General features: G+C 68.4%; 21 protein-coding genes. 7 read left to right on the top strand and 14 right to left on the bottom strand.

Annotated features, from left to right (window positions below):
• Positions 1–423 (bottom strand): tRNA-dihydrouridine synthase (locus Q0Z44_RS03895; RefSeq protein ID WP_298010599.1); only part of this gene is annotated, 423 nt, incomplete at its 3' end.
• A gap of 132 nt (positions 424–555) precedes the next feature.
• Here Q0Z44_RS03895 and Q0Z44_RS03890 point away from each other — a divergent pair.
• Positions 556–1,440 (top strand): HDOD domain-containing protein, encoded by an 885-nt coding sequence (locus Q0Z44_RS03890; RefSeq protein WP_298010597.1) that lies wholly within the window; start codon positions 556–558, stop codon positions 1,438–1,440.
• Between the two features lie 69 nt (positions 1,441–1,509).
• Entirely contained in the window at positions 1,510–2,457 is a 948-nt protein-coding gene (locus tag Q0Z44_RS03885; RefSeq protein WP_298010595.1) for a DUF808 domain-containing protein, read from the top strand.
• Between the two features lie 4 nt (positions 2,458–2,461).
• Here the strand turns inward: Q0Z44_RS03885 and Q0Z44_RS03880 are convergent, their stop codons facing one another.
• From Q0Z44_RS03880 to minC, 6 genes are all read right to left on the bottom strand, one after another.
• Complete coding sequence (locus tag Q0Z44_RS03880; RefSeq protein ID WP_298010593.1) at positions 2,462–4,327, bottom strand: ATP-binding protein; 1,866 nt, start codon at positions 4,325–4,327, stop codon at positions 2,462–2,464.
• 89 nt (positions 4,328–4,416) lie between these two features.
• Complete coding sequence (locus Q0Z44_RS03875) at positions 4,417–5,199, bottom strand: hypothetical protein (protein ID WP_298010591.1); 783 nt, start codon at positions 5,197–5,199, stop codon at positions 4,417–4,419.
• A gap of 226 nt (positions 5,200–5,425) precedes the next feature.
• Positions 5,426–6,193: a ParA family protein gene (locus Q0Z44_RS03870; RefSeq protein ID WP_298010588.1), complete on the bottom strand. Its 768-nt coding sequence runs from the start codon at positions 6,191–6,193 to the stop codon at positions 5,426–5,428.
• Positions 6,194–6,264: 71 nt separating this feature from the next.
• On the bottom strand, positions 6,265–6,525 hold the full coding sequence (gene minE / locus Q0Z44_RS03865; protein ID WP_109035042.1) for a cell division topological specificity factor MinE: 261 nt from the start codon (positions 6,523–6,525) through the stop codon (positions 6,265–6,267).
• A gap of 3 nt (positions 6,526–6,528) precedes the next feature.
• Positions 6,529–7,344: a septum site-determining protein MinD gene (gene minD, locus Q0Z44_RS03860; protein ID WP_298010585.1), complete on the bottom strand. Its 816-nt coding sequence runs from the start codon at positions 7,342–7,344 to the stop codon at positions 6,529–6,531.
• Positions 7,345–7,377: 33 nt separating this feature from the next.
• Positions 7,378–8,133: a septum site-determining protein MinC gene (gene minC, locus Q0Z44_RS03855; RefSeq protein WP_298010583.1), complete on the bottom strand. Its 756-nt coding sequence runs from the start codon at positions 8,131–8,133 to the stop codon at positions 7,378–7,380.
• Between the two features lie 118 nt (positions 8,134–8,251).
• Between minC and Q0Z44_RS03850 the strand changes: the two genes are divergently transcribed.
• Positions 8,252–9,523, top strand: a complete 1,272-nt coding sequence (locus Q0Z44_RS03850; RefSeq protein WP_298010581.1) for a DUF4010 domain-containing protein — start codon at positions 8,252–8,254, stop codon at positions 9,521–9,523.
• A 39-nt stretch (positions 9,524–9,562) separates the two neighbouring features.
• Here the strand turns inward: Q0Z44_RS03850 and Q0Z44_RS03845 are convergent, their stop codons facing one another.
• A complete protein-coding gene (locus Q0Z44_RS03845) occupies positions 9,563–12,142 on the bottom strand; it encodes a YgiQ family radical SAM protein (RefSeq protein ID WP_298010579.1) in 2,580 nt (859 codons plus the stop codon).
• A 291-nt stretch (positions 12,143–12,433) separates the two neighbouring features.
• Here Q0Z44_RS03845 and Q0Z44_RS03840 point away from each other — a divergent pair, with 291 nt between their 5' ends.
• Positions 12,434–13,435, top strand: coding sequence for a TIM44-like domain-containing protein (locus Q0Z44_RS03840; RefSeq protein ID WP_298010577.1), 1,002 nt, complete (start codon positions 12,434–12,436; stop codon positions 13,433–13,435).
• 143 nt (positions 13,436–13,578) lie between these two features.
• Positions 13,579–15,795 (top strand): EAL domain-containing protein, encoded by a 2,217-nt coding sequence (locus Q0Z44_RS03835; RefSeq protein ID WP_298010575.1) that lies wholly within the window; start codon positions 13,579–13,581, stop codon positions 15,793–15,795.
• Between the two features lie 93 nt (positions 15,796–15,888).
• Here Q0Z44_RS03835 and Q0Z44_RS03830 read toward each other — a convergent pair whose 3' ends face one another.
• On the bottom strand, positions 15,889–16,197 hold the full coding sequence (locus tag Q0Z44_RS03830) for a high-potential iron-sulfur protein (protein ID WP_298010574.1): 309 nt from the start codon (positions 16,195–16,197) through the stop codon (positions 15,889–15,891).
• A gap of 156 nt (positions 16,198–16,353) precedes the next feature.
• Here Q0Z44_RS03830 and Q0Z44_RS03825 point away from each other — a divergent pair, with 156 nt between their 5' ends.
• Both Q0Z44_RS03825 and Q0Z44_RS03820 read left to right on the top strand, forming a co-directional pair.
• The gene (locus tag Q0Z44_RS03825; protein WP_298010572.1) at positions 16,354–17,403 is read left to right on the top strand and encodes a MerR family transcriptional regulator; all 1,050 of its coding nucleotides are present in this window, start codon (positions 16,354–16,356) and stop codon (positions 17,401–17,403) included.
• Positions 17,400–18,119 carry an SDR family NAD(P)-dependent oxidoreductase gene (locus Q0Z44_RS03820; protein ID WP_298010571.1) on the top strand — a complete coding sequence of 240 codons (720 nt, stop codon included), beginning with the start codon at positions 17,400–17,402 and terminating at the stop codon, positions 18,117–18,119. Before Q0Z44_RS03825 ends, Q0Z44_RS03820 begins: the two co-directional genes overlap by 4 nt.
• A gap of 18 nt (positions 18,120–18,137) precedes the next feature.
• Here Q0Z44_RS03820 and Q0Z44_RS03815 read toward each other — a convergent pair whose 3' ends face one another.
• The 5 genes from Q0Z44_RS03815 to Q0Z44_RS03795 form a co-directional block, all read right to left on the bottom strand.
• A complete protein-coding gene (locus Q0Z44_RS03815) occupies positions 18,138–20,003 on the bottom strand; it encodes an ABC transporter ATP-binding protein (RefSeq protein WP_298010570.1) in 1,866 nt (621 codons plus the stop codon).
• A 95-nt stretch (positions 20,004–20,098) separates the two neighbouring features.
• Entirely contained in the window at positions 20,099–22,192 is a 2,094-nt protein-coding gene (locus Q0Z44_RS03810) for a TonB-dependent receptor (RefSeq protein WP_298010568.1), read from the bottom strand.
• Positions 22,193–22,376: 184 nt separating this feature from the next.
• Positions 22,377–22,787: a DUF2946 family protein gene (locus tag Q0Z44_RS03805; RefSeq protein ID WP_298010565.1), complete on the bottom strand. Its 411-nt coding sequence runs from the start codon at positions 22,785–22,787 to the stop codon at positions 22,377–22,379.
• 55 nt (positions 22,788–22,842) lie between these two features.
• Positions 22,843–23,751, bottom strand: a complete 909-nt coding sequence (gene ppk2, locus Q0Z44_RS03800) for a polyphosphate kinase 2 (RefSeq protein ID WP_298010562.1) — start codon at positions 23,749–23,751, stop codon at positions 22,843–22,845.
• Between the two features lie 81 nt (positions 23,752–23,832).
• Positions 23,833–24,819 (bottom strand): HD domain-containing phosphohydrolase, encoded by a 987-nt coding sequence (locus tag Q0Z44_RS03795; protein WP_298010559.1) that lies wholly within the window; start codon positions 24,817–24,819, stop codon positions 23,833–23,835.
• Between the last annotated feature and the right edge of the window lie 147 nt (positions 24,820–24,966).

Here is a 24,966-nt window from a genome sequence, read left to right as displayed (position 1 = left end):
CCGCATCTTGGCCGACACGGGCACCTCGGGCGGCACCGCCCGGCGCACCGCCGCCACGATGGCGTGCAGCAATTCGGGCTCCCTCAGCAGGGCCGCACCGCCGCCATGGCGGTTCACCACCCGCGCCGGGCAGCCGAAATTCAGGTCGATGCCCTCGGCGCCCATGGCGGCCAGCCGTGCGGCGTTCTCGGCCAGGCAGGCCGGGTCCGAGCCCATCAACTGCGGGCGCACCGGCACGCCCGAGGGGGTGCGGCAGCCGTGATCCAGCTCGGGCACCACCCGCCGGAAGGCCCGCTCGGGCAGCAGCGTGCCCGTGACGCGGATGAACTCCGACACGCACCGGTCGATGCCGCCCGCGCGGGTGAGCACATCCCGCAGGGCGAAATCCAGCAGGCCTTCCATCGGGGCAAGCAGGAGGGTCATGGTGGGTGTCTTGGTCTGCGCGGCATGTCGACGGCCGGGTAGTGTACGCACGCGCGCATCGGCCATCCGGCTGCCTCAAGTCTCAGGTGAGGTCGGCCGATAAGCCGTCATCCGCCTAAATCGTGACCGCCCATGCGTGCTGCCGTCCTGCCTGACACCGCCGACCCCGTTCTTGCCGAGATTGACGCAGCCCGACGCAGTGGTCCCCTGCAGCAGATCGTCATTCCGCCATGCCCGGAATTGCTGACCCGTCTGCAGCAGGCCATGCTGCGGGCCGAGCCCGATCTCAATGAAGTGGCCCGCATTGCGGCCAGCGATGTCGCGATGTCGGCCACGCTGATCCGCAGCGCCAACAGCCCGCTGTATGCCGCCGGCCAGCCCGCGCAGACCATCGGGCAGGCGATGAACCGTCTGGGCCTTGAGCACACGGCCCGCGTGATGACGGGCTTTCTGATGCAGGGCGCCATCAAGGTGCCCAACAGCCCGCATCTGCAGCGCTTCTGGGAACGTGCCACAAAGCGGGCCACGGCCATGTCCTTCATGGCGGGCCATCTGCCCGGCATGTCGGCCGACGTGGCCTACACCTACGGCCTGTTCTGCCACGTGGGCATGGTGGTGATGGCGCAGAGCGTGCGCGGCTACCTGAGCACCATGGTGGAGGCGCGCGCGCGCATCGACCGCTCCTATGTGGCCACCGAGAACGCAAACCATCGCACCGACCATGCTGTCGTGGGCGCCTTGACGGCGCGCGTGTGGCGCCTGTCGCCCGCGGTGGTGGCCGCCATCCGCCTGCACCATGACCTCGACACGCTGGCCGAGCGCTCGGCCCAGTCCGAAGTCAGCACGCTGATCGCACTGGGCCTGGTGGCGGAGTACCTGATGCGCCGTCACGAAGGGCTGGATCCGGATGTCGACTGGCACCAGCACGGCGCCACCGCCCTGGCCTGGCTGCAGCTGGGGGCGGACGACGTCCTGGCCTGGGAAGAAGACCTGCGCGTGCAACTCGACGGGCTCTGACGCCCCGCAGCGCCCGCTAAGATCCTCCGATCCGGCGTCACCCGACGCCGCACAAGGGAGGAACACACCATGGCGGGATCCAGCCTGCTGCTTCTGATCGACGACATCGCCGCGCTGCTGGACGATGTCGCCCTCATGACGAAGGTCGCCACCAAGAAGACAGCCGGCGTGCTGGGCGATGACCTGGCCCTCAATGCCCAGCAGGTGGCCGGCATCCGGGCAGAACGCGAACTGCCGGTGGTCTGGGCGGTGGCCGTCGGATCCGCCCGCAACAAGGTCATCCTGGTGCCGGCCGCGCTGGCCATCAGCGCGTTCGCGCCGCAGGCCATTGCGCCCTTGCTCATGGTGGGCGGGGCGTTCCTGTGCTTCGAAGGCTTCGAGAAGATCGCCCATGCGTGGCTGCACGACAAGGACGATCTGGCCTCCGAACACGAGGCTCGCGTGCGGGCGGTGGGCGACGAGCACGTCGACCTGGTGGCCTTCGAGCGCGATAAGATCAAGGGTGCGGTCCGCACCGACTTCATCCTGTCGGCCGAGATCGTGGCCATTGCCCTGGGCACCGTGGCCGCGGCCCCCTTCAGCCAGCAGGTTGCGGTGCTGGTGGGCGTGTCGGTCGTGGTCACCGTGGGCGTTTACGGGCTGGTGGCGGCGATCGTGAAGATGGACGACGTGGGGCAGTGGCTGGCTGCCGAAACCCCCGCCGGTGCCGTTCGTTCGCCGTGGCGCCGTGCACTGGGCGGCACCCTGCTGGCCGCCGCGCCCAAGCTCATGCGCTTGCTGTCGGTGGCCGGCACGGCCGCCATGTTCACGGTGGGCGGCGGCATCCTGTTGCATGGCCTGCCGGGTGGGCACGATGTGCTGCACGCGGTCGAGCACGCCGCCGCTGGCTTGCCCGGTGCACTGGCGACCGTCGCCGGAGCGGTCGGCCCGCTGCTGACGGAGGCGCTGGCCGGGGTCGTGGCGGGTGCCGTCGCCGTGGCCGGCTACACGCTGGTGCGCCGCCTGCTGGGACGCTGAGGCGTCAGGCCCGCGCCATCGAGCCCGCTGACAGCCAGCGCGAGAGCGCCAGGGCCAGCGTGTGCCGGTCGAAGGGTTTGGTCAGATAGTCGTCCATCCCGCGGGACAGGCACACCTCCCGGTCACCGCTGAGCGCATGCGCCGTGAGGGCCACGATGGGCGTGCGGGGGCGGGCGGTGTCGTCGGCCTCCAGGGCCCGCATCTGGCGGGCAGCCTCATAGCCGTCCATCACCGGCATCTCGCAGTCCATCAGCACCACGTCGAAGGCCTCTTCGCGGAACAGCGCCACAGCCACTTCGCCGTTGCGGGCCTGGCGACAGGTCACACCCAGGCTCTCGAGCGTCATGCTGGCGATGAAGGCGTTCACCTCGTTGTCCTCGACCAGCAGCACATGCCCCTGCAGTCGCAGGTCTTCGGGGGGCGGCGTCGCCTCGGCGGGCAGCGGGCCAGGGGTGCTGGCCGGGCTCGCGGTGGGAAGCGGATCGCTGCTGTAGGGTAGGGCCACACGGATCTCGAACGTCGTGCCCACGCCCTGCACGCTGCGCACCGAGATCGTGCCGCCCATTTCCTCGACGATCTGCTTGCAGATGGCCAGGCCCAGCCCGGTGCCCCCGTGGCTTCGGTTGCTGCCCGACTCCACCTGGAAGAAGGGCTGGCACAACTGGTCGATGGCGTTTTCCGGGATGCCCACCCCCGTGTCGGACACGTCGATGACGAGCGTCGCCATGTGGGTGTCTTCCGGCTTCACGGCCAGGCTCACCACCACTTCGCCGTGCTGCGTGAACTTCACGGCATTGCTCACCAGGTTGAGCAGCACCTGACGGAGCTTGCCTTCGTCGGCCGTCATCTGACAGACGTCGGCTGGCACGCCGCGGGTGTCGCCGCGCAGCGCAATGCCCTTCTGCTCCGCGGTGGCCCGGAAGGCCTCGCATGCCGCCACGACGGTGTCCCGCGGGTCGAAGGGCAACGGCGACAGCCTGACCTTCTGTGCGTTGAGCTTGGCGAAGTCGAGGATCTCGTCGAGCAGGTGCAGCAGGTGGCGCGCCGAGTCGCGGGCAGACTTGACGAACAGCCGGTCGCGCTCGGGCAGGTTCTGCTCGTTGAGCATGCTGAGCGCGCCGATCACCCCGTTCATGGGGGTGCGGATCTCGTGGCTCATGTTGGCCAGAAAGGCCGTCTTCGCGCGGCTGGCCGCTTCGGCCTGCTCCTTCATGCGCCGCAGTTCCGCCATGTGGTTCTTGCGCCGCGACTGCAGGAACAGCTTGCGTTCGCGGCCCAGCGAGAAGCGATACAGGCACAGCCCCAGCGCATTGGCCGCCAGAACATGGGTGCACATGCGATGCAGGGCACGCAGGTCGTCCGGCCCGTGCACGGCCGCCGAGTACAGCGAGCTCCAGCCGATGAACAGGGCCAGCGCCAAAGTGTTGAAGAGGTTGAGCCGCGCGAACCCGTAGAGCATGAGCGTGCCCAGCACTGCGGTGGTCGTGAGCGCCCAGTACAGCGTGATCGGCTCGGCGCTCGTGTGACCCTGGAGGTTCACCTGTGCGCCCATCAGCGTGCCCGCCACGATCAGCGCTGAACAGGCCGGCGCGTAATGGCGGCGCAAGGCATCCTTGAACCGCACCGTGGCCAGTGCGACCAGCGTCATCAGGGTGATCTGCGCCACCCGCGTGAGCTGCACCGGGCTGGTCCAGCTGCGGTGTGCGACCACCGCGTCGAAAACCAGAAACCCCACGTAGCAGAGCGCGGTCAGCGAGGTCGACAGAAAGAGAAAGCGGACCCCGTACGAGCGGTAAGTGGTCTGGAACTCGTTTTCCAGACTTCGACTGGCAAAACCGCGGTTGCCCAACAACCGCGTCAGCCTGTTCACGACTGCAACTACACCCATCAGACGCTTACCCGCCAAGCGAAGAATGATTCACGAAAACACCAGGTCGTCATTCTGCCAAGCGCAGTGTGTCACGCCGCGTTAAATTGCGGCGCACGAGCCGCTTCCGCCACATCGCCGGGCGCCGGTCGGTATGTGCTGCGAGCGGGATGCTGAAAGCACTGCTCGACCAGTTGGTAGTCGATCTCGATATCCGGGTGCAAAGTCAACGCCATGAAGGGATACATCGGGCACGCGCTTTCCCGCCAGCGGGCGTCCGCCTCGAGAATCGGCATGAGATACACCCCATGCGGCAGATGACCGACAGGCGGAAAGGGTTTTTTGTTCCCGTGGAGCAGGTCGTCGAAACGCATGGCCAGGTAAACCCGGTCCATCGGGCTGCGCGCGGTGATCACCGCATCGTCGACCTGGCTGTGGGCGCATATTTCATACATCGCCTTGACCAGGGCCAGCGCCGCCATTCTGGATTCGGTGCGGCCCACCACGGTCAGCCGCCCGGCTTCCGCGACAAATCGGTGCTGGAATCGGGAGCGGAGGTCGAAATCCTGCTCGATCTTCAGCGGCTGAAAGCCGTTGTGAATCATGCGGGCGGCGCCGAGCAATTCACCACTGGCGCGAGACTCGGCCATCAGCAGCAGCGTATCGGGGCGGCGGTCCTCGGGCTCGGGCGCCGAGATGGCCGGCACCATGCTGGGCACGTGCTTGCCGTAGGTGGCGACCCGCAAGGCCGCAATGCGGGCCAGATCCCGCTCATCGCGCGCCAGTCGCACCCGAAACGGCAGGCGCTCAGTGCATAGCGGCGGCATGCTGTACGGGCGGCCGTGCGGGGGTGCCAGGGGCGAAGATGCTGCCATGGAGAAGCCTTGAACTGCAGACTCGAGCCGTCACGGAAGGGGACGGGCCAGGATCAGCGCGTTCACCGGGGCACGACCGTGGCCCCCGCGAGACGCTGTTTTCGCATTGTGCAATCTCGGTACCTCATAAAGCATGATGGAAATCACGCTTTGGCGCTACCCCCCGGATGTGAATTTAAGGAACTCGTTGGTCACATACCAACAAAAGGGGTGGCGCACCCCTCGTTTATGCGGACAGACAGTCGTGCAGGGCCTGCAATTCCTGGGTCAATTTGTGCCGCGCGTCCAGATGGATCATCGGGCGGGCTTGCTGGTGGGATTCTTTCACCTTCACCGAGGCGCTCAGGTAGGGCCGCAACACGGGCAGGCCTTCGTCTATCAGTTCCTGCACCAGTTTCTGCGGCAGGGTGGCGCGGGGTTGAAACTGGTTCACCACAATGCCGCTGACTTGCAGGTCGCCGTTGTGGTCGGCCCGGATTTCCTGCACGTTGTCCAGCAGGTTGTAGAGCGCCCGCCGCGAGAAATCGTCGCAGTCGAAAGGAATGAGGCAACCCTGCGCCGCAATCAGTGCCGAGCGCGTGTAGAAATTCAGCGCCGGCGGGGTGTCGATGTAGATGCGGTCGTAGGTGTCGGCCAGGTCAGCCAGCGCCTCACGCAATTTGTAGATCTTGTAGCGCGATTCCAGCTTGGTGTGCAACTCGTCCAGCTGAGGATGCGAGGGCATCAGGCGCAGCCCGTCCCAGGGCGTGTCGACCGCAAATTCATCGGCCGTTTTGGGGCGGGTGGTGAACCGCAAGGTCTGGTCGAAAAACCCCGCCGCGCTGCGTTCGGCGTCCCCGTGGGCGTCGCCCAGCAGGTAGTGGGTCGAATTGCCCTGAGGGTCGAGGTCGACCACCAGGGTCCGCAGACCCTGGGCGGCGCTGATGGCCGCCAGGTTGCAGGTGATCGTCGACTTGCCGACGCCACCTTTCTGGTTGAAGACAACGAAGCGCATGATCGGGGCACCCTTGCTGTGTGATGCACTATTGTGCACTGCACAAGCGCCCCGACCGGCGCGAGTCCGTGTCAGCTGCGTGCTTCGGGCAGCTCGATCTTGACCTCGAGCACCTCCAGGTCGCCCTGGCGCTCCATGGCCACCTTGATGTCGTCCGGATTGATGGCCACGTACTTCGAGATCACGGCCACCAGTTCCTTCTGCAGATCAGGCAGGTAGCTCGGGCTGTGGCTGCGGCCGTTGCGCTCGTGCGCGAGGATCAGTTGCAGGCGCTCCTTGGCAACGGTGGCCGTCTGCTTCTTTTCCCCGAGGAAGAAGGAGAGGAATCCCATGGCTTACTTTCCTCCGAAAAGGCGTTTGAAGAAGCCCGGCTTCTCGGCCTCGATGAAGCGCATCGGCTTGTCTTCGCCCAGGAAGCGGGCGATCACGTCCTTGTAGGCCTCGGACACGTCGGTGCCCTGCAGGTGGATGGCCGGGATGCCCTGGTTGGACGCATTCAGCACGGCGTCCGATTCCGGAATCACGCCGATCAGCTTGACGCGCAGGATCTCGTGCACGTCGTCGAGCGACAGCATCTGGCCGCCTTCGACGCGGTTGGGGTTGTAGCGGGTGATCAGCAGGTGTTCCTTGATGGGCTCGCCGCCCTCGATCGCACGCTTGGTCTTGCTGTTGAGCATGCCCAGGATGCGGTCCGAGTCACGCACCGACGACACCTCGGGGTTGGTCACCACCAGCGCCTCGTCGGCAAAGTGCATGGCAAGCAGCGCGCCCGTCTCGATGCCGGCCGGCGAGTCGCACACCACGTACTCGAAGCCCATCTCGCCCAGTTCCTTGAGCACGCGCTCGACGCCTTCCTGCGTGAGGGCGTCCTTGTCACGCGTCTGCGAGGCGGCCAGCACGTACAGGTTCTCGCACTGCTTGTCCTTGATCAGCGCCTGCGTGAGGTTGGCCTCGCCGTGGATCACGTTGATCAGGTCGTACACCACGCGGCGTTCGCAGCCCATGATGAGGTCGAGGTTGCGCAGGCCGACGTCGAAGTCGATGACGGCGGTCTTGTGGCCGCGCAGGGCCAGCCCGGAGGCGAAGCTGGCGCTGGTCGTCGTCTTGCCCACGCCCCCTTTGCCGGAGGTCACCACGATGATCTTGGCCATGGAAGGCGGTCCTTTCGAGAATGTCGAGTCTGTTCAGATGGAAATCGGTTCGAACACCAGCCGTTCGCCGTCCAGGCGCACCTGGGCAGGTTTGCCCCGCACGTTGTCGGGCAGCGGGTTTTCGGTGGTGCGGTAAGTGCCGGCGATCGAGATCAGTTCCGGCTCCAGGGCGGTGCAGAAGATCCGTGCCTGGGTGTTGCCCTTGGCGCCGGCAATGGCCTTGCCGCGCAAGGGCGCGTAGATGTGGATGGAGCCGTCGGCAATGACTTCGGCGCCGTTGTTGACGGCCGCCATCACGACCAGGTCGCCGCCCTTGGCGTAGACCTGCTGGCCGGAGCGCAGCGGCTTGTCGATGATGAGCGTGTTGCCGGCCACCGGCACCTCGACGGGCACCTGCACCTCGCGGATCACTTCCTTGACCACCTCTTTGACGATGGTCTCGGCGCGGGTCGGGTGCGGGCTGTCGGGCGCTTCGGCCAGGCCGGCCTCGCGGGCGGAGGCGGTCTGGGCCACGGTGCCGCCACGCACGGCCACGGGCTTGAGTCTGAAGCGCTGCAGCAGCGCGATCAGCGCCGGGAAGTCGATGGCGACATCCAGGCTGGCCAGGTGGGTCAGGTCGATGACGACGGGCTCACCGTTGAACAGGTCCGGCGTCGGGCCGAAACGCGCTTCGAGGGCCTGCTCGAGGGCCTGCAGATTGCCGGTGCGGAGCAGGAACGCCTCCAGCGACAGGGCGGCACTCTTGAAATCGAACAGGACGGGGGCGGTTCCGGGAGGGGCGGCGGACATGGAAGGCGGTCGCTCTGAAAGCAAGGAGTTTAAGGCAGCGCAGCCCAAGCGCCGGGCACGCGCGATGCTGTGCGGCGATACTGGATCTTTTCTGATCTGAACGGGATTCGGGAGGGCCATGGACAGCCGGGCTTGGTTGACGGACAGCGAGACGGGATTGCTGGTGGCGCTCGGCGTCGGGCTGCTGGTGGGCGTGGAGCGCGAGCGGCGCAAGGGCGATGGACCGGGGCGCAGCGCGGCCGGGTTGCGCACGTTCACGGTCGTGGCGCTGGTGGGGGCCGTGGCGCAGATGGTGTCGCCCTTGCTGGCGGCGGTGGCGCTGGCGGGCGTGGTGGGGCTGGCCGGGTTGTCCTATGCGCGCGGATCGGTTGATGACCCGGGGCTCACGACCGAGCTCGCACTGGTGGCCACAGCGCTGATCGGCATGCTGGCGCTGACGCATCCGGCGTTGGCTGCGGCGTGTGGCGTCATCCTGGCGGGGCTGCTGGCAGCGCGCCAGTGGCTGCACCGGTTTGCCACACAGTGGCTCAGCGAGTCGGAACTGCACGACGGGCTGCTGCTGTCGGGGCTGGCCCTCGTGCTGGTGCCCTTGTTGCCCACCGAGCCGTTGCCGTGGCTGGGCCAGATGTCGCCCCAGCGCGTGCTGCTGCTGGTCGTGGTCATTCTGTTGATGCAGGCCGGCGGGCATCTGGCGCAGCGGCTGCTGGGCGCGCGGGCCGGTCTGCCCTTGTCCGGCCTGCTGGGCGGCTTTGTCTCGAGCACCGCGACGGTGTCGGCCATGGGCGCGCTGGCACGCAATGATCGGGCGCCCCTGCGGCTGGCCTGGAGCGCGGCGATCCTGTCGACCGCCGCCACCTGGCTGCAGTTGCTGGTGCTGGCCTCGGTTGTCTCCCCCCGGCTGGTGTCGACGGTGTGGTCGCTGGTTGCCGTGGGCGCAGTCAGCCCGCTCGTGTTTGGCGCGGTGGCCTGGCAGCGGGACCGGGCTGGTTCGGGGGCCACGGCGCGGGCCGAACAGGTGGCCGCCCGCGATGTGCTGCGCCTGCGCGAAGCCCTGATCGTGGCGGCCTTGCTGGTGGGCGCGGCCGTGCTGGTGACGCTGGCGAGAGACCATGGCGCCACCGGGCTGATGCTGGTGACGGCGATTGCCGCCATGGCGGATGCCCATGCGCCCATTGCCAGTCTGATGGCCGTGGCGGGCTCAGGTGGACTGCCCGACAGCCTGCTGCTGATGGGCGTGCTCGTGGCGATCAGCGTGAACTCGGCGACGCGCACCATCGTGGCGGTGGTGTCCGGCGGCATGCGCTTCGGCGTGGGCGTGGGGGCCGCGCTGGCCCTCAACCTGGTCATCGCCTGGGGCTGGTGGTGGCTCACCGCGCGCGGAGGCGGCTGACACCACTGGCTTCAAGCTGCACCGGCGCCGGCCCCCTGGTCAGCGCCCGGGCTTGCCGCCGCGGCCCGGCTTGCTGAACGGCTTGCCAGCGCCGCCGGTGCGTGCGCCGCTGCGCGTCGGCGTGATGCCCCGCGGATCGCGTTCCGTCTGCTGAGGGGCGCTGCGCGGGCCCGTGCCCGCCCGCGGCGGCAGCCCGGTGTGCTGGGTCAGCACCTGGCCCTTGCGCGGTTTGCCCGGTTGGCCTTCGCTGCCATCGCGCGCCACGCGGCCCACCGTCACCACCGAGGTCTTCGTGCCGGCCTTGGTCGAGTTCTTGCGGCGCGCGCTTTCGTAGCCGCCGTCGGTGCTGGGCTGGTAGGTGGGAATCAGGTGGTGCTGCCCGTTGCCGATCAGGTCGGCGCGGCCCATGGCCTTGAGCGCCTCGCGCAGCAGCGGCCAGTTGTTGGGGTCGTGGTAGCGCAGGAAGGCCTTGTGCAGGCGGCGGCGTTTCTCGCCCTTGACGATGTCGACGCGCTCGCCCTTGCGCGGGTCGCGGCTGATGCCCTTGAGTGTGTTCAGGCCCGAGTGGTACATGGCCGTGGCCGTCGCCATGGGGCTGGGGTAGAAGGTCTGCACCTGGTCGGCCTTGAAGCCGTTGCGCTTGAGCCAGATCGCCAAGTTCATCATGTCTTCATCGGTGGTACCCGGGTGGGCGGCGATGAAGTAGGGGATGAGGAACTGCTTCTTCCCCGCCTCGGCGCTGTACTGCTCGAACAGCTGCTTGAAGCGGTCGTAGGCGCCCATGCCGGGCTTCATCATCTTGCTGAGCGGGCCTTGCTCGGTGTGCTCGGGCGCGATCTTCAGGTAGCCGCCCACGTGGTGCGTGACCAGCTCCTTGATGTACTCGGGCGAGCGCACGGCCAGGTCGTAGCGCAGCCCCGAGCCGATCAGGATCTTCTTGATGCCGGGCAGCGCGCGGGCGCGCCGGTACATCCGGATCAGCAGGCTGTGGTCGGTGTTGAGGTTGGGGCAGATGTCCGGGTAGACGCACGAGGGCTTGCGGCAGGCCGCCTCGATCACCTTGGACTTGCAGCCGATGCGGTACATGTTGGCCGTGGGGCCGCCCAGGTCACTGATGACGCCGGTGAAGCCCTTGACCTTGTCGCGGATGAGCTCGATCTCGCGGATGACCGAGTCTTCGGAGCGGCTCTGGATGATGCGGCCTTCGTGCTCGGTGATCGAGCAGAAGGTGCAGCCGCCAAAGCACCCGCGCATGATGTTCACGCTGAAGCGGATCATGTCCCACGCGGGGATGACGGCGTCGCCGTACTTCGGGTGCGGCGCGCGGGCGTAGGGCAGGTCGAAGACCAGGTCCATTTCGGGCGTGGTCAGCGGGATCGGGGGCGGGGTGATCCACACGTCCTGCGCGCCCGGGCCTTCGCCGTGGCGCTGCACCAGCGCACGGGCGTTGCCGGGGTTGGTCTCGAGGTGCAGCACGCGGTTGGCGTGGGCGTACAGCACCGGGTCGTCTTTCAGTTGCTCGTACGACGGCAGGCGGATCACGGTGCGGTCGCGCGGCGGCATCACGATCTTGCCGGTGCGTGCGGGCGCGGTGTCGGCGTCGCGGCGGGCCAGCGCCGGGTTGGGCACGAGCTTGATCGGCTTGGCGCCGCCCGCCAGGTCGGCCTGCGCAGGCGAGGCCGCGCCCTTGACCGGGTCGAAGGCGCCGGCTTCTTCCAGCGCGCAGGTCTGGCCCTGTTCGGCCGCCTGCTGGGCCATGCCCATGTAGGGGTTGATGTGCTGGTCGATGCGGCCGGGGCGGTCGACCTCGGTGCTGTCGAGTTCGAACCAGCCTTCGATGGTCGGGTCGTTGCGGCGGCGTAGGAAGGCGGTGCCGCGCACGTCGGTGATCTGCTCGATGGGCTCGCGGGCGGCCAGGCGGTGTGCGATCTCGGCGATGGCCCGTTCGGCGTTGCCGTACAGCAGCAGGTCGGCCTTGGCGTCCATCAGGATGGAGCGGCGTACCTTGTCCTGCCAGTAGTCGTAGTGCGCGATGCGGCGCAGCGAGGCCTCGATGCCGCCCATGATGATGGGCACGTCCTTGAAGGCTTCGCGGCAGCGCTGGGCGTACACGGCCGAGCAGCGGTCGGGCCGCGCGCCACCCACGCCGCCGGGGGTGTAGGCGTCGTCGCTGCGGATCTTCCGGTCGGCGGTGTACCGGTTGATCATGGAATCCATGTTGCCCGCCGTCACGCCCCAGAACAGGTTGGGCTTGCCCAGCGCCTTGAAGGGCTCGGCGCTGTGCCAGTCGGGCTGGGCGATGATGCCCACGCGGAAGCCCTGGTTCTCCAGCATGCGGCCGATCACGGCCATGCCGAAGCTGGGGTGGTCCACATAGGCGTCGCCCGTGACGATGATGATGTCGCAGCTGTCCCAGCCGAGCGCGTCCATCTCGGCGCGGCTCATGGGCAGGAAAGGCGCCGTGCCGAAGCGCTTCGCCCAGAAGGGCTTGTAGCTCGACAGGGGCTTGGCAACGGGCAGCGCGGGCGGCACGAACTCCTTCGTGGCGGGCGCGACCAGTTCGTCGCTGTCGTGAGCGTGCGGGTGGTCGGTGTGGGCGGCAGGGGGCAGGGCAGACATGGGCGGACGCCGGGGGCGGGCATCGAAGGCAACCCGGGATTGTCGCCGTTCCCGGGCCTTCGTGCCACAGGCGAGGGCCGCTGCCCCTCCTGTAGCGAGGGCCGGCAAGGCATCAGTCGGGGGGCGGGATCGAACCTGGCCCTGCCCGAAAATGCAAAGCCGTGTAAAGCCCTGTGTCGGCGGCCTCATACGGGCTGGCCCTGCCGTCATCATGGCGGCCGATCTGGAGACAATCACGAGGTCGGCCTGCCCCTGCGCGGCCGCGACGTTGTAACGAATGAGGAGCACAACATGAGCTGGACGAAAACCTTGCGCCAGGGCCTGACCGCCGCCCTGGTCGCCGTGGCAGGCATCGGCATGGTGGGCATGCCGATGGACGCCGACGCCAAACGCCTGGGCGGCGGGCGTCCCGCCGGCATGCAGCGCCAGATGCCGGCCAAGCAGCCGACGGCCACGCCCGATCAGGCCGGCAAGCCCGCGCAGCAGCAGAACGCCGTGGCACCCCAGTCGGGTGCAGCGCAGCAGGCAGCCGGCCAGGCAGGTCGCCGCTCGTGGATGGGCCCCATCGCCGGTCTGGCAGCGGGTCTGGGCCTGGCTGCCCTCGCCAGCCATCTCGGCTTTGGTGAAGAACTGGCGAACTTCATGATGATGGCGCTGCTGGCGGTCGTGGCCATGGTGGTCATCGGCTGGCTGATGCGCCGTTTCAGCGCCAACAAGGCGGGTGCGCCCCGCGGTGCACAGCTGGCCGGTGCCGGCGCGCCGTACCGTGACGCCCCGGGTAGCGCGCGTGCTACCGAGACCGGCGCCCCCACACAGCCGTTGTTCCGCCAGGCCGATGCACCGCTGCCGGGCAGCTTTGGTGCCACGGGTGGTGCGGCACCGGCCGTTTCCGCCGCTTCGCTGTCGGCCCTCCCGGCCGGCTTCGACGTGGACGGTTTCGAGCGGGTCGCCAAGATGATCTTCATTCGCATGCAGGCGGCCAACGACGCCGGCAATGTCGAAGACCTGCGCAAGTTCACGACGCCCGAGCTGTTCGCTTCCCTGCGGCTCGACCTGCAGGAACGCGGCCAGACCCCGCAGCAGACCGACGTCATGCAGCTGAACGCCGAGGTGGTGGACACCGCCCGCGACGACGGGCAGCTGGTGGTCAGCGTCCGCTTCCACGGCCTGGTTCGTGAGGATGTGCAGTCGGGTGCCGAGCCGTTCGACGAACTGTGGCACCTCGTCCGTCCGCTCGATGAGAGCCGCGACTGGGCGATTGCGGGCATCACGCCCCTGACCGCCGCTGCCTGAACGCGTGCGCTGATGTGAGCCGGCTTTGAGAACCGGCAACGAATGCGCACTTTCCTGCAACCCGGGAAGTGTCGCTTCAGTTACAGTCAGCGACAAAACAACTCTCCGCCCTGCGCTTGCCCTCCGGCGCAGGGCGTCCTTTCGTGACCCGTTCGGCTGTTGGCACCGCCGCGGCGAACGTGAACGAGGCGGGCAGCAGCCAGCCACGTGAACGCTCGCACGCGCTTCCGTATCACCTGCTCATTGCGCTGGTCAGCATCCTGCTGATCGTGTGGCTCTGGCCGATCGGCATCATGCTGCATCACCGGGACACGTTGTTTCCGGTGTCGCTGCACACGCTGACCGAGTTCGGCGCGATCGCCGTGGCTTTGCTGGTGTTCGCGGTGGCCTGGTTCGCACAAAGCCCGGGCCAGCCGGGCAACGTCGTGCTCATCGGCTGCGGTTTCCTGGCCGTGGGGCTGATCGACCTGGGGCACACGCTGTCCTACAAGGGCATGCCGGTGTTCGTCACCCCGGCCGACCCCGAGAAGGCCATCCATTTCTGGCTGGTTGCACGCTACGTGGCGGCGTTCACGCTGCTGGCAGCAGCGCTGCGCGAGCGTCCACCGATCACCGCGGCGTGGCAGCGAAGGGCGATGCTGCTGGCCGCGTTCGCCGGCAGCGCCCTGGTGTACTGGGTCAACCTCGACCGTCCGCACTGGTGGCCGCGCACGTTCATCGACGGGCAGGGGCTGACGCCGTTCAAGGTGGTCGCCGAATACGGGCTCATCGTGGTGTCCGGCATCGCGGCCTGGGGCTTCTACCGGCATGGCGGCGCGCGCGGCGGCTCGTACAGCAATGCCGACCTGTGCACGGCCTGCCTCATCACCATCCTGTCCGAGCTGTGCTTCACGCTGTACGCCAACGTGAACAGCGTCTTCAGTCTGCTGGGGCATCTGTACAAGATCGGTGCGTACGCGTACATCTTCCGCGCCATCTTCGTGACCTCGGTGCGCGATCCCTATCAGCGCCTGAGTTTCGAGGTGCAGGAGCGCCGGGAGGCCGAGCGGCGTGTCGAGTTCCTGGCCTACCACGATGTGCTCACCCAGCTGCCGAACCGGGCCCTGGCGCGCGACCGTCTGGTGCAGGCCATTGCCGATGCGCGGCGTAACCACACCGTCGTGGCGCTGGTCTTCCTCGACCTCGACAACTTCAAGACCATCAACGATTCGCTCGGCCATGCGCGGGGTGACGCGCTGCTGCAGGCCGTGGCCCGCGCGCTGGTCGAAAACGTCCGCGAGACGGACACCGTCTGCCGTCAGGGGGGCGACGAGTTCCTGCTGATCCTCAAGGGCCTGCCCGATGTCGAAGCGGTGGGCCCGATCGTCAGCAAGCTCCTGGAAGCGTTGAGCGCGCCGATTGACATCGATGGTGTCTCGCTGACCACGTCGGCATCGGCCGGGGTGGCGGTCTGGCCCAGCGATGGGCAGGACTTCGATGCGCTGCTCCAGCGCGCCGACACGGCCATGTACCGCGCCAAGGAGGAGGGCCGCAACGGCCACCGCTTCTTCGACGAGAACATGAACCGCGAGTCGCTCGAGCGGCTCACCATCCGGCAGGGGCTGCGCAAGGCGCTGGATGCCGGCGAATTCCGGCTGCATTACCAGCCGCAGGTCGATCTGGCGTCGGGCGAGGTGGTGGGTTTCGAGGCCCTGCTGCGCTGGATGCACCCGCAATGGGGGCTGGTGTCGCCTGCGCGCTTCGTGCCGGTGGCCGAGGAAAGCGGCCTGATCGTGCCGATCGGCAGCTGGGTGATCCAGGAGGCGTGCCGCCAAGCAGCGGACTGGGATCGCATGGGGCTGCCACCCGTGGTGATGGCCGTGAACCTGTCGGCGGTGCAATTCAAGCGCGGCGACCTGGAAGCGGTGCTGGATGCGGCGCTCTCGCAGGCCGGCCTGCCCGCCGAGCGGCTTGAACTGGAGCTGACCGAGTCCTTGTTGGTGGACGACCCTCAGCTGGTGCGCACGCGCCTGCTGTCGCTGCACGCCATGGGCGTCAAGCTGGCGATCGACGATTTCGGCACCGGCTATTCCAGCCTGTCCTACCTGAAACGCTTCCCGGTGGACCGCCTGAAGATCGACCGCAGCTTCGTCAGCGATGTGGTGAGCGACCCTGACGACGACGCCATCGTGCGCGCCATCATCCAGCTGGCGGCGAGCCTCGGCTTGCGGACCACGGCCGAGGGAGTGGAAACCGAGGCCACGCGCGAGCACTTGCAGCGCCTGGGCTGCGACGAGTTGCAGGGCTATCTGGTGGCCCGACCCATGCCGGCCGAGGACGTGCCGGGATGGGTGCAGCGCCAGATGGCGCAGGGCGTCTGAGCCCGCAATGACAAGGGCCGTGCCCCCGTTGCGGAGACACGGCCCTGTGTGCAAACCGCATCGGGCTGGCAGGCCCGTGCGGTGGTCCGATCGTCAGGCCTTCTTCACGTAGCCCGAGCACCAGCCCTTGCCGTTGACCTGCTTGCCGGCCAGCAGCGGGCAGCCGGCCCAGGCATCCGTCGGCTTGCCCTGGTAGAACTGGCAGTTGCCGCACATGGCGCCGGCCTTGTAGTTGGCGTATTTCTTCGCGTCGACCTTGGTAGCGTCGTGCTTGTAGCCCAGGCCCACGGCGGCGGGGTCTTTTTCGTCGACGCGGTCGGCGGCGCGGACGGTGGTGCTGACGGCAGACAGCGCTGCGACGGCGGGTACGACGGTGAACATGAATTGACGACGGCTGGTCATGGATCTGACTCCAGTGTGGGGGTTTGAAATGGTGTTGACCTCGTTTTGTATCGACGTTGTGGCCACCTGAACAAGCTTATGCCGCTTCCCTGGTGGTTCAAAGCCGGTCCGTGTTGTCAAAATGAGGTCATCTGAAGCGCACCAAAGGACATCTCCATGAACGAAGACCTCCATTGGCAGGACGATGCCGCCGTGCCCCGCTATCGCAGCAGTGCCGCCGCCCGGATGGTGAACATCCCGGTGGCCACCCTGCGCGTGTGGGAGCGCAGATACCGCGTCGTGGGCCCGAGCCAGGCACCTTCCGGCCACCGACTGTATTCAAGTCAGGACGTGCGCCGTTTGGTGTTGATCAAGCAACTCGTGGATCAGGGCAACGGCATCGGCATGCTGGCCCGTCTGGACACCGCCCGGCTTCAGGCCATGGTCGACGAGGTGGCGGGCGTGGCGGCCGCGCTCTCGGCGCCGCCTTCTGCGCCGGACAGCCGACCGGACGCCATGCGGGTGCTGCTGCTGGGCAGTGGCTTCACGCCGAGGCACGTGCACGCCCTGCAGGGCGTGGCCGGGGCCCACATCGTGGCGCACCTGGGCGATGGCGCCGACACCGAGCTGAGCGCGCGCGGTGTGCAGGCCGATGCGGTGCTGGTGGAGGTCGGGGCGCTGCACATGGACACGGCCCAGCGGTTGTGGCGACTGGCGCGGGTGGTCGGGGCACGGCATCAGATCGTGGTTTATGGCTTTGCCTCCACGCAGGTGCTGGAATCGCTGCGGGTGCGCTCGGCCGTGCTGCGGCGCGCGCCGTTGACGCCGGACGAGTGGGCCTCCCTGCTGCACGACGAGTTGCGCAGCTGGCAGAGCCTGGCCGACGCCACGCCGACGCTGGCGCAACTCGCGCCGCCGCCCCGCTTCGATGCCGACGACCTGTATGCATTGACCCAGGCCATGCCCCGCGTGGCATGCGAATGCCCCCAGCACCTGGCCCAGCTCATCACGCTGCTGGGGCAGTTCGAAACCTACAGCGCCGATTGCGAGAGCCGCCAGCCGGCCGACGTGACGCTGCACGCCTATCTGTTCCGGGTGGCGGGCCAGGCGCGGGCACTGATGGAGGAAGCGTTGGCGACCGTCGCGCGGGCCGAAGGCGTGCCGCTGCCGGCGCCGGCCCGGGCCGCTGCGCGCGGTGAGGCCAGCGCAGCGGAGGTGACTTCGTGAGCACGTTGCCCTGGGGTGAGGGGCTCGCCGTGGTCGTCGGGGCCACCGGTGGCATCGGCACGGCCTTGCTCGAGCACCTGAACGCCGGGTGGGGAGAGGCCCACGTCATCGGCGTGAGCCGACAGGGCGAGCTGCCGTTCGATCTGCTGGACGAGGCCCGCATCGCGGCGGCCGCGGCCCATGTGCAGGCCGCTTGCGGGGCGCGCGGGTGTCCGCTGCGGCTGGTGGTGGACGCGACCGGCTTTCTGCATGGCGAGGGCATGCAACCCGAGAAGTCGTGGCGACAACTCGATGCCCGACACATGGCGCACGCCTTTGCCGTCAACGCGATCGGCCCGGCGCTGTTGATGAAGCACTTCCTGCCGCTGCTGCCGCGAGAGGGCGTCAGCGTGTTCGCCACCCTGTCGGCCAAGGTCGGCAGCATCGGGGACAACCGGCTGGGCGGCTGGTACAGCTACCGCGCCTCGAAGGCGGCGCTCAACCAGCTGGTGCGCACGGCGTCGGTCGAACTGGCGCGCTGCCGACCCGCCGCCGTGTGCGTGGCGCTGCACCCGGGCACGGTGGACACCGGGCTGTCCGCCTCGTTTGCCAAGCGTGGCCTGATCGTGCACACGCCGGCCGAAGCGGCCGCGAACCTGTGCGGTGTGCTGCGCGGCCTCACGCCGGCTGACAACGGTGGTTTTCTCGACTGGCAGGGCCAGACCCTGCCCTGGTGAGGCGCGTGGCCGCCGGCTTCAGGTGCCGGTGGCCGGTTCCACGCGCTCCGCGTCGTCTGCGTCTTCACCCAGGAAGCCACCGCTCTGATGCGCCCACAGGCGCGCGTACAGGCCGCCCCGGGCCAGCAGGGTTGCGTGGTCGCCTTCTTCGACGATGCGGCCCTGATCGAGCACGATCAATCGGTCCATGGCCGCGATGGTCGACAGCCGGTGGGCGATGGCCACCACCGTCTTGCCTTCCATCAGGCGGTACAGGCTGGCCTGGATGGCGGCTTCGACCTCGGAATCGAGCGCGCTGGTCGCTTCATCGAGCAGCAGGATGGGCGCGTCCTTCAGCATCACGCGGGCGATGGCAATGCGCTGGCGCTGCCCGCCCGAGAGCTTCACGCCACGTTCGCCCACGTGGGCGTCGTAGCCCGTGCGGCCGGCCGGGTCGCTGAGGGTGGCGATGAAGTCGTGGGCCTCGGCCTTGTGCGCGGCGCGGACCATGTCGTCGTCGGTGGCGTCCGGGCGGCCATAGAGGATGTTCTCGCGCACCGAGCGGTGCAGCAGCGAGGTGTCCTGCGTGACCATGCCGATGTGCTCGCGCAGGCTGTCCTGGGTCACGTGGGCGATGTCCTGGCCGTCGATCAGGATGCGGCCGTGCTCGACGTCGTAGAAGCGCAGCAGCAGGTTCACGATGGTGGACTTGCCCGCGCCCGAGCGGCCGACCAGGCCGATCTTCTCGCCGGGGCGGATGTGCAGGTTCAGATGGTCGATCACCTTGCGGTCGCCGCCGTAGTGGAAGCCGACCTGCTCGAAGCGGATGTCGCCTGCGGGCACGGTCAGCGGCCGGGCGTCCGGTGCGTCGACCACGGTGGGCGCGCGCGCGAGCGTGTTGATGCCGTCCTGGATGGTGCCGATGTGCTCGAACAGGCTGGCCATCTCCCACATCATCCAGTGCGAGATGCCGTTGAGCCGCAGGGCCATGGCCGTGGCCGCCGCCACCGCGCCGATGCCGACCTGCCCCTGCGTCCACAGCCACAGCGCGAGGCCGGATGTGGACAGGATGAGCAGCATGCTCAATGCATGGTTGGCCACCTCGAACCCGCTGACCAGGCGCATCTGGCCGTGCACGGTCTTCATGAACTCCTGCATGGCCGAGCGTGCGTACACCGCCTCGCGCTGGCCGTGCGAGAACAGCTTGACGGTGGCGATGTTGGTGTACGCGTCGGTGATGCGGCCGGTCATCAGCGAACGGGCATCGGCCTGGGCACGCGCCACGCGGCTCAGGCGCGGCACGAAGTACCACACGGCCAGGCCATAGAGCGAGAACCAGCCAAGGAAGGGCAGCAGCAGCCAGGCGTCGAAGCCGCCGACCACTGCAGTCATGGTCAGAAAGTACACCATCGTGAAGACGAGGATGTCGCCGACGACGAAGCAGCAGTCGCGCACGGCCAGCGCCGTCTGCATGACCTTGGTGGCCACGCGGCCGGCGAATTCGTCCTGGTAGAAGGCCATGCTCTGGCCGAGCATGTGGCGGTGAAACTGCCAGCGCAGCTTCATCGGGAAGTTGCCGGCCAGCGTCTGGTGCTTGAGCAGCGTCTGCAGCCACACCGCCAGCGGGCTGGCGATCAGGATGGCCGCCAGCAGCAGCAACTTGCCACGCGACGCCGACCACAGCTCGGCCGGCGGCGTGGTGCTCAGCCAGTCGACGATGCTGCCGAGCATGTTGAACAGCAGGGCCTCGAACGCGGCAATGGCGGCGGTGAGCAGCGTCATGCCGAGCAGCCAGGGCCGCATGCCGGCGGTGGCCGCCCACACGAAGGCAAGAAAGCCCCGTGGCGGGGCTTTGGGTGGGGCGTCGGGATAGGGGTGGACGAGATTCTCGAACCAGCTCAGCACAGAAGGGCTCCGCGTCAGCGTGAAACCCGAGAGCCTACCGCGTCTCGCCGCTTGTGACGATGACGGGGGCATGCGCCCCCGCACTCGGGTCGGGCTCAGAAGCGCCAGGTCAGTCCCAGGTCGATCGAGCGACCGGGGCCCTGCAGCGGGCTCAGGGTGGTCGCGCTGGTCATCTTGAACTCGGCCAGGTTCACGCCACCCTGCGGCAGCGCGTGGGCCCGGTCGAACAGGTTGCGCATGGTGAGCTGCAGGGTCAGGTCGGGCGTGGCCTGGTAGGCCGTGCCCAGGTTGAACAGCGTGTAGCCGGGCGTCACGTCCTCGTCGCGCCGCGCGTCCACATGGCGCTTGTGGTCCACGGCCTGCATCTGCACGAAGTTGCGCCACGGGCCCAACCGGTGTTCCAGCGCCAACGCCAGGTTCAACGGCATCATGCGGTAGAGCGCGCCGCCGTCGGTGCGGTGGCCGCGCGTCCAGTCCAGCTTGCCCTGCCAGGTCCACTGGCCCCAGTCGGCGCTGCGCCACGCCAGCCAGCTGCCGCTCAGGTTGGCACCGAACAGCCGCGCATCGTGGTTGGCGAACCGCAGCAGGTTGCGCGTCTCGGTGGTGCGCCGGTAGGGGTTGAAGCTGCCCATGGGATCAGCGTCGATGTAGTCCTTGACGTAGCTGGCGTACGGCGTGAGCTGCAGTGACCAGGTATCCCGTGCGGCGTCGTGCCAGTCCATGGTGGCGCTCACGGTGTGCGCCACTTCCGGACGCAGGCCGATGTCGCCCACATAGCCGTTGCCATCGCCGAACCAGCCGATCATCGTCATGGCCATGCTGCCGCGGCCCCACGAGTAGCGCTCGTACAGATTGGGCGAGCGGGTCTTGCGGGCCAGGCCCAGTTCGACCGACTGCTGTGCCGAGGTGGCCTTGCGCAGCAGCAGCGAGGCATCGACGTTGTCGTCACGGCGGGTACGGTCGGCCGCGTTGAAGGCTGCTGCGGCCGCGTTGTCGGGGGCGCACATCATCCCGCAGCCATAGCCCTGCACGGGGCCAGCGCTGGTGCGCACGGCCTCGTAGCGCAGGCCGCCGATGCCGCTCCAGCCATCGGTCAGCGGGCCTTCCCATTCCCCGTACAAGGCCACGCGATCACGGCGGCCGTTCTGGATGTTCACGTAGGTCTGCGGCGACATCATCATCGAGCCCGGCACCGGTGGCCACCAGTCGTCCAGCGTCTGCTGGTTGAGTTCGTGCCCGAAGCGCAGCGTGCCGTTCCACGCGGCGCGCTCGGCCTTGAGGCTGTAGCCGGTGTCGCGGCCCTCGGTGTTCATGGGCATGGACCCGGTGCGCTCGCTGCTCGGAAAGCCCATCGCGTGGCGCGTGTTCTGCGCGTACAGCCGTGCTTCCAGTCGGCCCCAGTCGAAGGTGCCCTCATAGCCCAGCCGCGCCGCGTTGGCGTGGTTGTGCGTCATGTCCATGTACTGGTTCGGAAAGCCCTGGTAGGGCACCATCTGGTCGCTCACGCTGAAGGTCCAGAGGTCGCCGCCGCGCTGGGCCGCGAGGTTCAAGCGGTGGTGGGTCTGCTTGTAGAGCGTGTCGCGCACCACCCGGCCATGGCCATCGCGGTAGCTCTGGGCCTCGACCGTGCTGCCGCTGTAGTCCAGGCGCACGGTGTCCGAGGCCACGCCGAAGCGCAGGGCGCCAGACCACGCCCGATCCACGCTGCGGGTGGCGAGGCTCAGCTGGCCGTCCGTGCGCAGCGTGTCCGCCTCGGTCGCGAAGACCGGCCGGGTTGTGCGCAGGGCAATGGTGCCGCCGATGTTGTCGCCGCCGGCGCTCACGGGGCTGACGCCGGCGTGCACCGACACGCTCTGCACCTGCGTGGGCTCGACGTAGGACAGCGGGGCGTTCATGTGGTTGGCGCAGGCCGAGGCGAGGTCGAGGTCGTCGACCAGCACCTTGACGCGGTCGTCGGCCAGGCCGCGCAACGCGGGCAGCCCGGAAACGCCCCCCGCAGACCAGACGCTGAAGCCGGCAAGGTTACTCAGCCACGATGCCGTGTCTGACACGGTGGTGGGCGAAGCGAGGGGAGATGCGAGTCGGCGAGCCGAGACGGTGATGGCGGACAGTGTGTCTGCGTCGTTGGCGTGGGCGCTCACCAGGGCCAGTGCGGCGCTGGCAGCGCAGGGCAGTCGGTGGAATGTCATGGTCGTTGTCTGGCGGATGGGTGCCTCGCGGACACCGCCTCACGACGCCAAGGACCAGGCGGCGTGATGCGGGCACAGCGCGACGGCAGCCCGGCGGCGGCAGCCGGTCCGGGCGGGTGAATCAAAAAGGGGAGGTGCGGCGCGCAGGCGCGCATCGACAGGCGCCGATGCAGCACGCCAGCAGTCAGGCGTGCAGGGCGGGCGGCGCCTGTGCGGGCCGATGGGCCCAGGCGACTGCCTGATAGGGCAGGGCCAGCACCGTCCAGCGGCGCAGCACCGAGGGGGCTGGGCGATGATCCCGCATGGCCACTTGGTCGGGCGGGGGCGCCATGTGATGCTGAAGGAGGCAGTAGGGGCAGTCGGCGTGCTGACCCATCCCCGGGGCCTCGCCCGAGACGTCGTTCGCCATCGTGTCGGCGTCAGACACCAGCATCACCCGGGGCTCACCGGAGGTGGTGCAGACCGTCGCCCACACCCGCCCCTGGCTGTGCAGCCAGGCCGACAGGGTCGGGGCCATCGCTGCAAACACCAGGGCCGCCAACACGGCCCAGCGCAGGTAAGGGGCGCGTGCCATCGCACGCGGACGGACGAACATCCCCGGATGGTAGCGTGCGGCCCGCTCCCGTCGCTGCGCGTCCGCCTGATCCGGATCAATAGATCTCGGGCACGTACAGGCTGGCGGGCACGGGCTGGCGCGCGTAGTCCTCGTGCCGCATGCGGGGCGGCAACTGCACCGGCTTGTGCGGCACCTCGACATAGTCGAAATGGTTGAGCAGGTGATGGATCACGTTGAGGCGGGCACGCTTCTTGTCCACCGCCTGCACGACCCACCAGGGCGCCTCGGGGATGTGGGTGCGCTCCAGCATGACTTCCTTGGCGCGCGTGTAGGCCTCCCAGCGCCGACGGCTTTCGAGGTCCATCGGGCTGAGCTTCCACTGTTTGAGCGGGTCGTGGATGCGGGCCAGGAAGCGCGCGTTCTGCTCCTCATCAGAGATCGAGAACCAGTACTTGATGACGCGGATGCCGCTGCGCACCAGCATCTTCTCGAACTCGGGCACCGAGCGGAAGAACTCTTCCAGCTCGTCGTCGCTGCAGAAGCCCATCACGCGCTCGACGCCGGCGCGGTTGTACCAGCTGCGGTCGAACAGCACGATCTCGCCGGCAGCCGGCAGATGGGCCACGTAGCGCTGGAAGTACCACTGCGTTTTTTCGCGGTCGTTCGGGGCGGGCAGGGCGGCCACGCGGCACACGCGCGGGTTCAGGCGCTGCGTGATGCGCTTGATGGCCCCCCCCTTGCCCGCGGCATCCCGCCCTTCGAACAGGACGACCACGCGCTGCCCGGTGTGCACCACCCAGTCCTGCAGCTTGACGAGTTCGCCCTGCAGGCGGAACAGCTCGCGGAAATAGCGGCGGCGGTCCTCGCGGGCCTCGGCGGTCTGGTCGCCCGGGCCGTCGAGGATGCGGTCGTCGACCTCCATCTCCAGCTCTTCGTCGTAGCTGTCGATGACGTCTTCCTGCAGGCGGCGCAGCAGGTCGGGATCAAGGGGAGCAGGCGACATGGGCGGACACGAAATGACGGAATCGTGTCACTTTGCGCCTGTTTCATGACGGCGCGGTGAATGCCCCGGTGAACGCGTGGGTCAGCGCAGGGCCAGCAGCGTGGTGGGGGCAAAGGTGTCGGCCCCGGCGCGGTCGGCCGCGGCTCCGAGCACGCGGTGCGGGCCCTGCCGTGCCGTGCCCGAGCGCAGTGGCATGGGCAATGGGCAGGCCAGCGCATCGGTCACCACGGCCACCTGGGGTGCGCCGGCATCGGCCGTGCGGCACAGCACCACGGCCCGCTCGCCGCTGGCGAGGTCCACCAGGCTGCCCGGCGGGTACAGCCCCAGTTCGCGGATGATGGTGGCGCCAAAATAGCCGGCGCTGCGCTGGCGGAAGATCTCTGCGGCGGCCTGCGGCGCGGGCAGGCGCCCCCGGCTGGCTCGCGGGCTGAGCTTGGCGCTGAACACGTCGCAGGTGTGGATGGCATCGGCCAGCGTGTGGACCTTGACCAGGCCGTGCGGGTAGCCCCGACCGTCGGGCTGTTCGTGATGCTGCACCACGGCGTCCAGCCAGTCCGGCTCGTCGATGCCCAGCTCGATCAGCATCCGGCGCGTGGCTTCGGGGTGCGCCTGGATCTCGGCGCGTTGCTCGGGGGTGAGCGGCGTCACCTGTCGGGCGAGGGTGTCCTGCAGCGCCATGATCGACAGGTTCATGGTGAGCGCGGCCTTCACGCCCAGTGCGGTGCGTCCGTCGCCCCAGTCCTTGCGGCGGCCGACCAGCGCCATCAGCATGGCGGTGTGCATGGCATGGCGCGCGCTGTAGCGCACCAGCGGGTCTTCGCTGCCGTGCACCATGTGGAAGATCGCCACGTCGGGATCTTCCCGGGTCAGGGCGACCAGTTCGGCGGCCAGGGGGTGCAGCGCGCCGGCGAAATCGCTGGCCTGGCGCGGCGCCATGAGCAGGGGTGTGAGCTGCGCGCACAGGGCCTCCCACGCGTGCCACTGCTGGACGGGCAGGTTGGCCGGCGGCGGGGTGCCATCGGCGTGATGGAGCCAGGAAACCAGCGAGAAGGGCGACGATGCGGGCATGGCAGCACCTTATGCGAGCCGGCTCGGCTTGCCCAGGGCCCCCGGCCACGTTCCGGCCGGGCGCGTGACGAACGGCACGCGCGAGGAGCCGATGGGCGAGATGCGGCTTGATGCACATCTGTGCACATAATCGCGGGCTTTCCCAAC

Origin of the sequence: uncultured Aquabacterium sp., from assembly GCF_947366995.1 — a bacterium.
Classification (GTDB): domain Bacteria; phylum Pseudomonadota; class Gammaproteobacteria; order Burkholderiales; family Burkholderiaceae_C; genus Aquabacterium.
Note: the sequence above shows the minus strand (reverse complement) of the source record. Positions and strands in the feature narration are given on the sequence as shown.

Excerpts from the sequence above, each read along its gene's own strand:
- Q0Z44_RS03890 (WP_298010597.1), top strand. The coding sequence starts at position 556 with ATGCGTGCTGCCGTCCTGCCTGACACCGCCGACCCCGTTCTTGCCGAG.
- Q0Z44_RS03885 (WP_298010595.1), top strand. The coding sequence starts at position 1,510 with ATGGCGGGATCCAGCCTGCTGCTTCTGATCGACGACATCGCCGCGCTG.
- Q0Z44_RS03875 (WP_298010591.1), bottom strand. The coding sequence starts at position 5,199 with ATGGCAGCATCTTCGCCCCTGGCACCCCCGCACGGCCGCCCGTACAGC.
- Q0Z44_RS03870 (WP_298010588.1), bottom strand. The coding sequence starts at position 6,193 with ATGCGCTTCGTTGTCTTCAACCAGAAAGGTGGCGTCGGCAAGTCGACG.
- minE (WP_109035042.1), bottom strand. The coding sequence starts at position 6,525 with ATGGGATTCCTCTCCTTCTTCCTCGGGGAAAAGAAGCAGACGGCCACC.
- minD (WP_298010585.1), bottom strand. The coding sequence starts at position 7,344 with ATGGCCAAGATCATCGTGGTGACCTCCGGCAAAGGGGGCGTGGGCAAG.
- minC (WP_298010583.1), bottom strand. The coding sequence starts at position 8,133 with ATGTCCGCCGCCCCTCCCGGAACCGCCCCCGTCCTGTTCGATTTCAAG.
- Q0Z44_RS03850 (WP_298010581.1), top strand. The coding sequence starts at position 8,252 with ATGGACAGCCGGGCTTGGTTGACGGACAGCGAGACGGGATTGCTGGTG.
- Q0Z44_RS03845 (WP_298010579.1), bottom strand. The coding sequence starts at position 12,142 with ATGTCTGCCCTGCCCCCTGCCGCCCACACCGACCACCCGCACGCTCAC.
- Q0Z44_RS03840 (WP_298010577.1), top strand. The coding sequence starts at position 12,434 with ATGAGCTGGACGAAAACCTTGCGCCAGGGCCTGACCGCCGCCCTGGTC.
- Q0Z44_RS03830 (WP_298010574.1), bottom strand. The coding sequence starts at position 16,197 with ATGACCAGCCGTCGTCAATTCATGTTCACCGTCGTACCCGCCGTCGCA.
- Q0Z44_RS03825 (WP_298010572.1), top strand. The coding sequence starts at position 16,354 with ATGAACGAAGACCTCCATTGGCAGGACGATGCCGCCGTGCCCCGCTAT.
- Q0Z44_RS03810 (WP_298010568.1), bottom strand. The coding sequence starts at position 22,192 with ATGACATTCCACCGACTGCCCTGCGCTGCCAGCGCCGCACTGGCCCTG.
- Q0Z44_RS03805 (WP_298010565.1), bottom strand. The coding sequence starts at position 22,787 with ATGTTCGTCCGTCCGCGTGCGATGGCACGCGCCCCTTACCTGCGCTGG.
- ppk2 (WP_298010562.1), bottom strand. The coding sequence starts at position 23,751 with ATGTCGCCTGCTCCCCTTGATCCCGACCTGCTGCGCCGCCTGCAGGAA.
- Q0Z44_RS03795 (WP_298010559.1), bottom strand. The coding sequence starts at position 24,819 with ATGCCCGCATCGTCGCCCTTCTCGCTGGTTTCCTGGCTCCATCACGCC.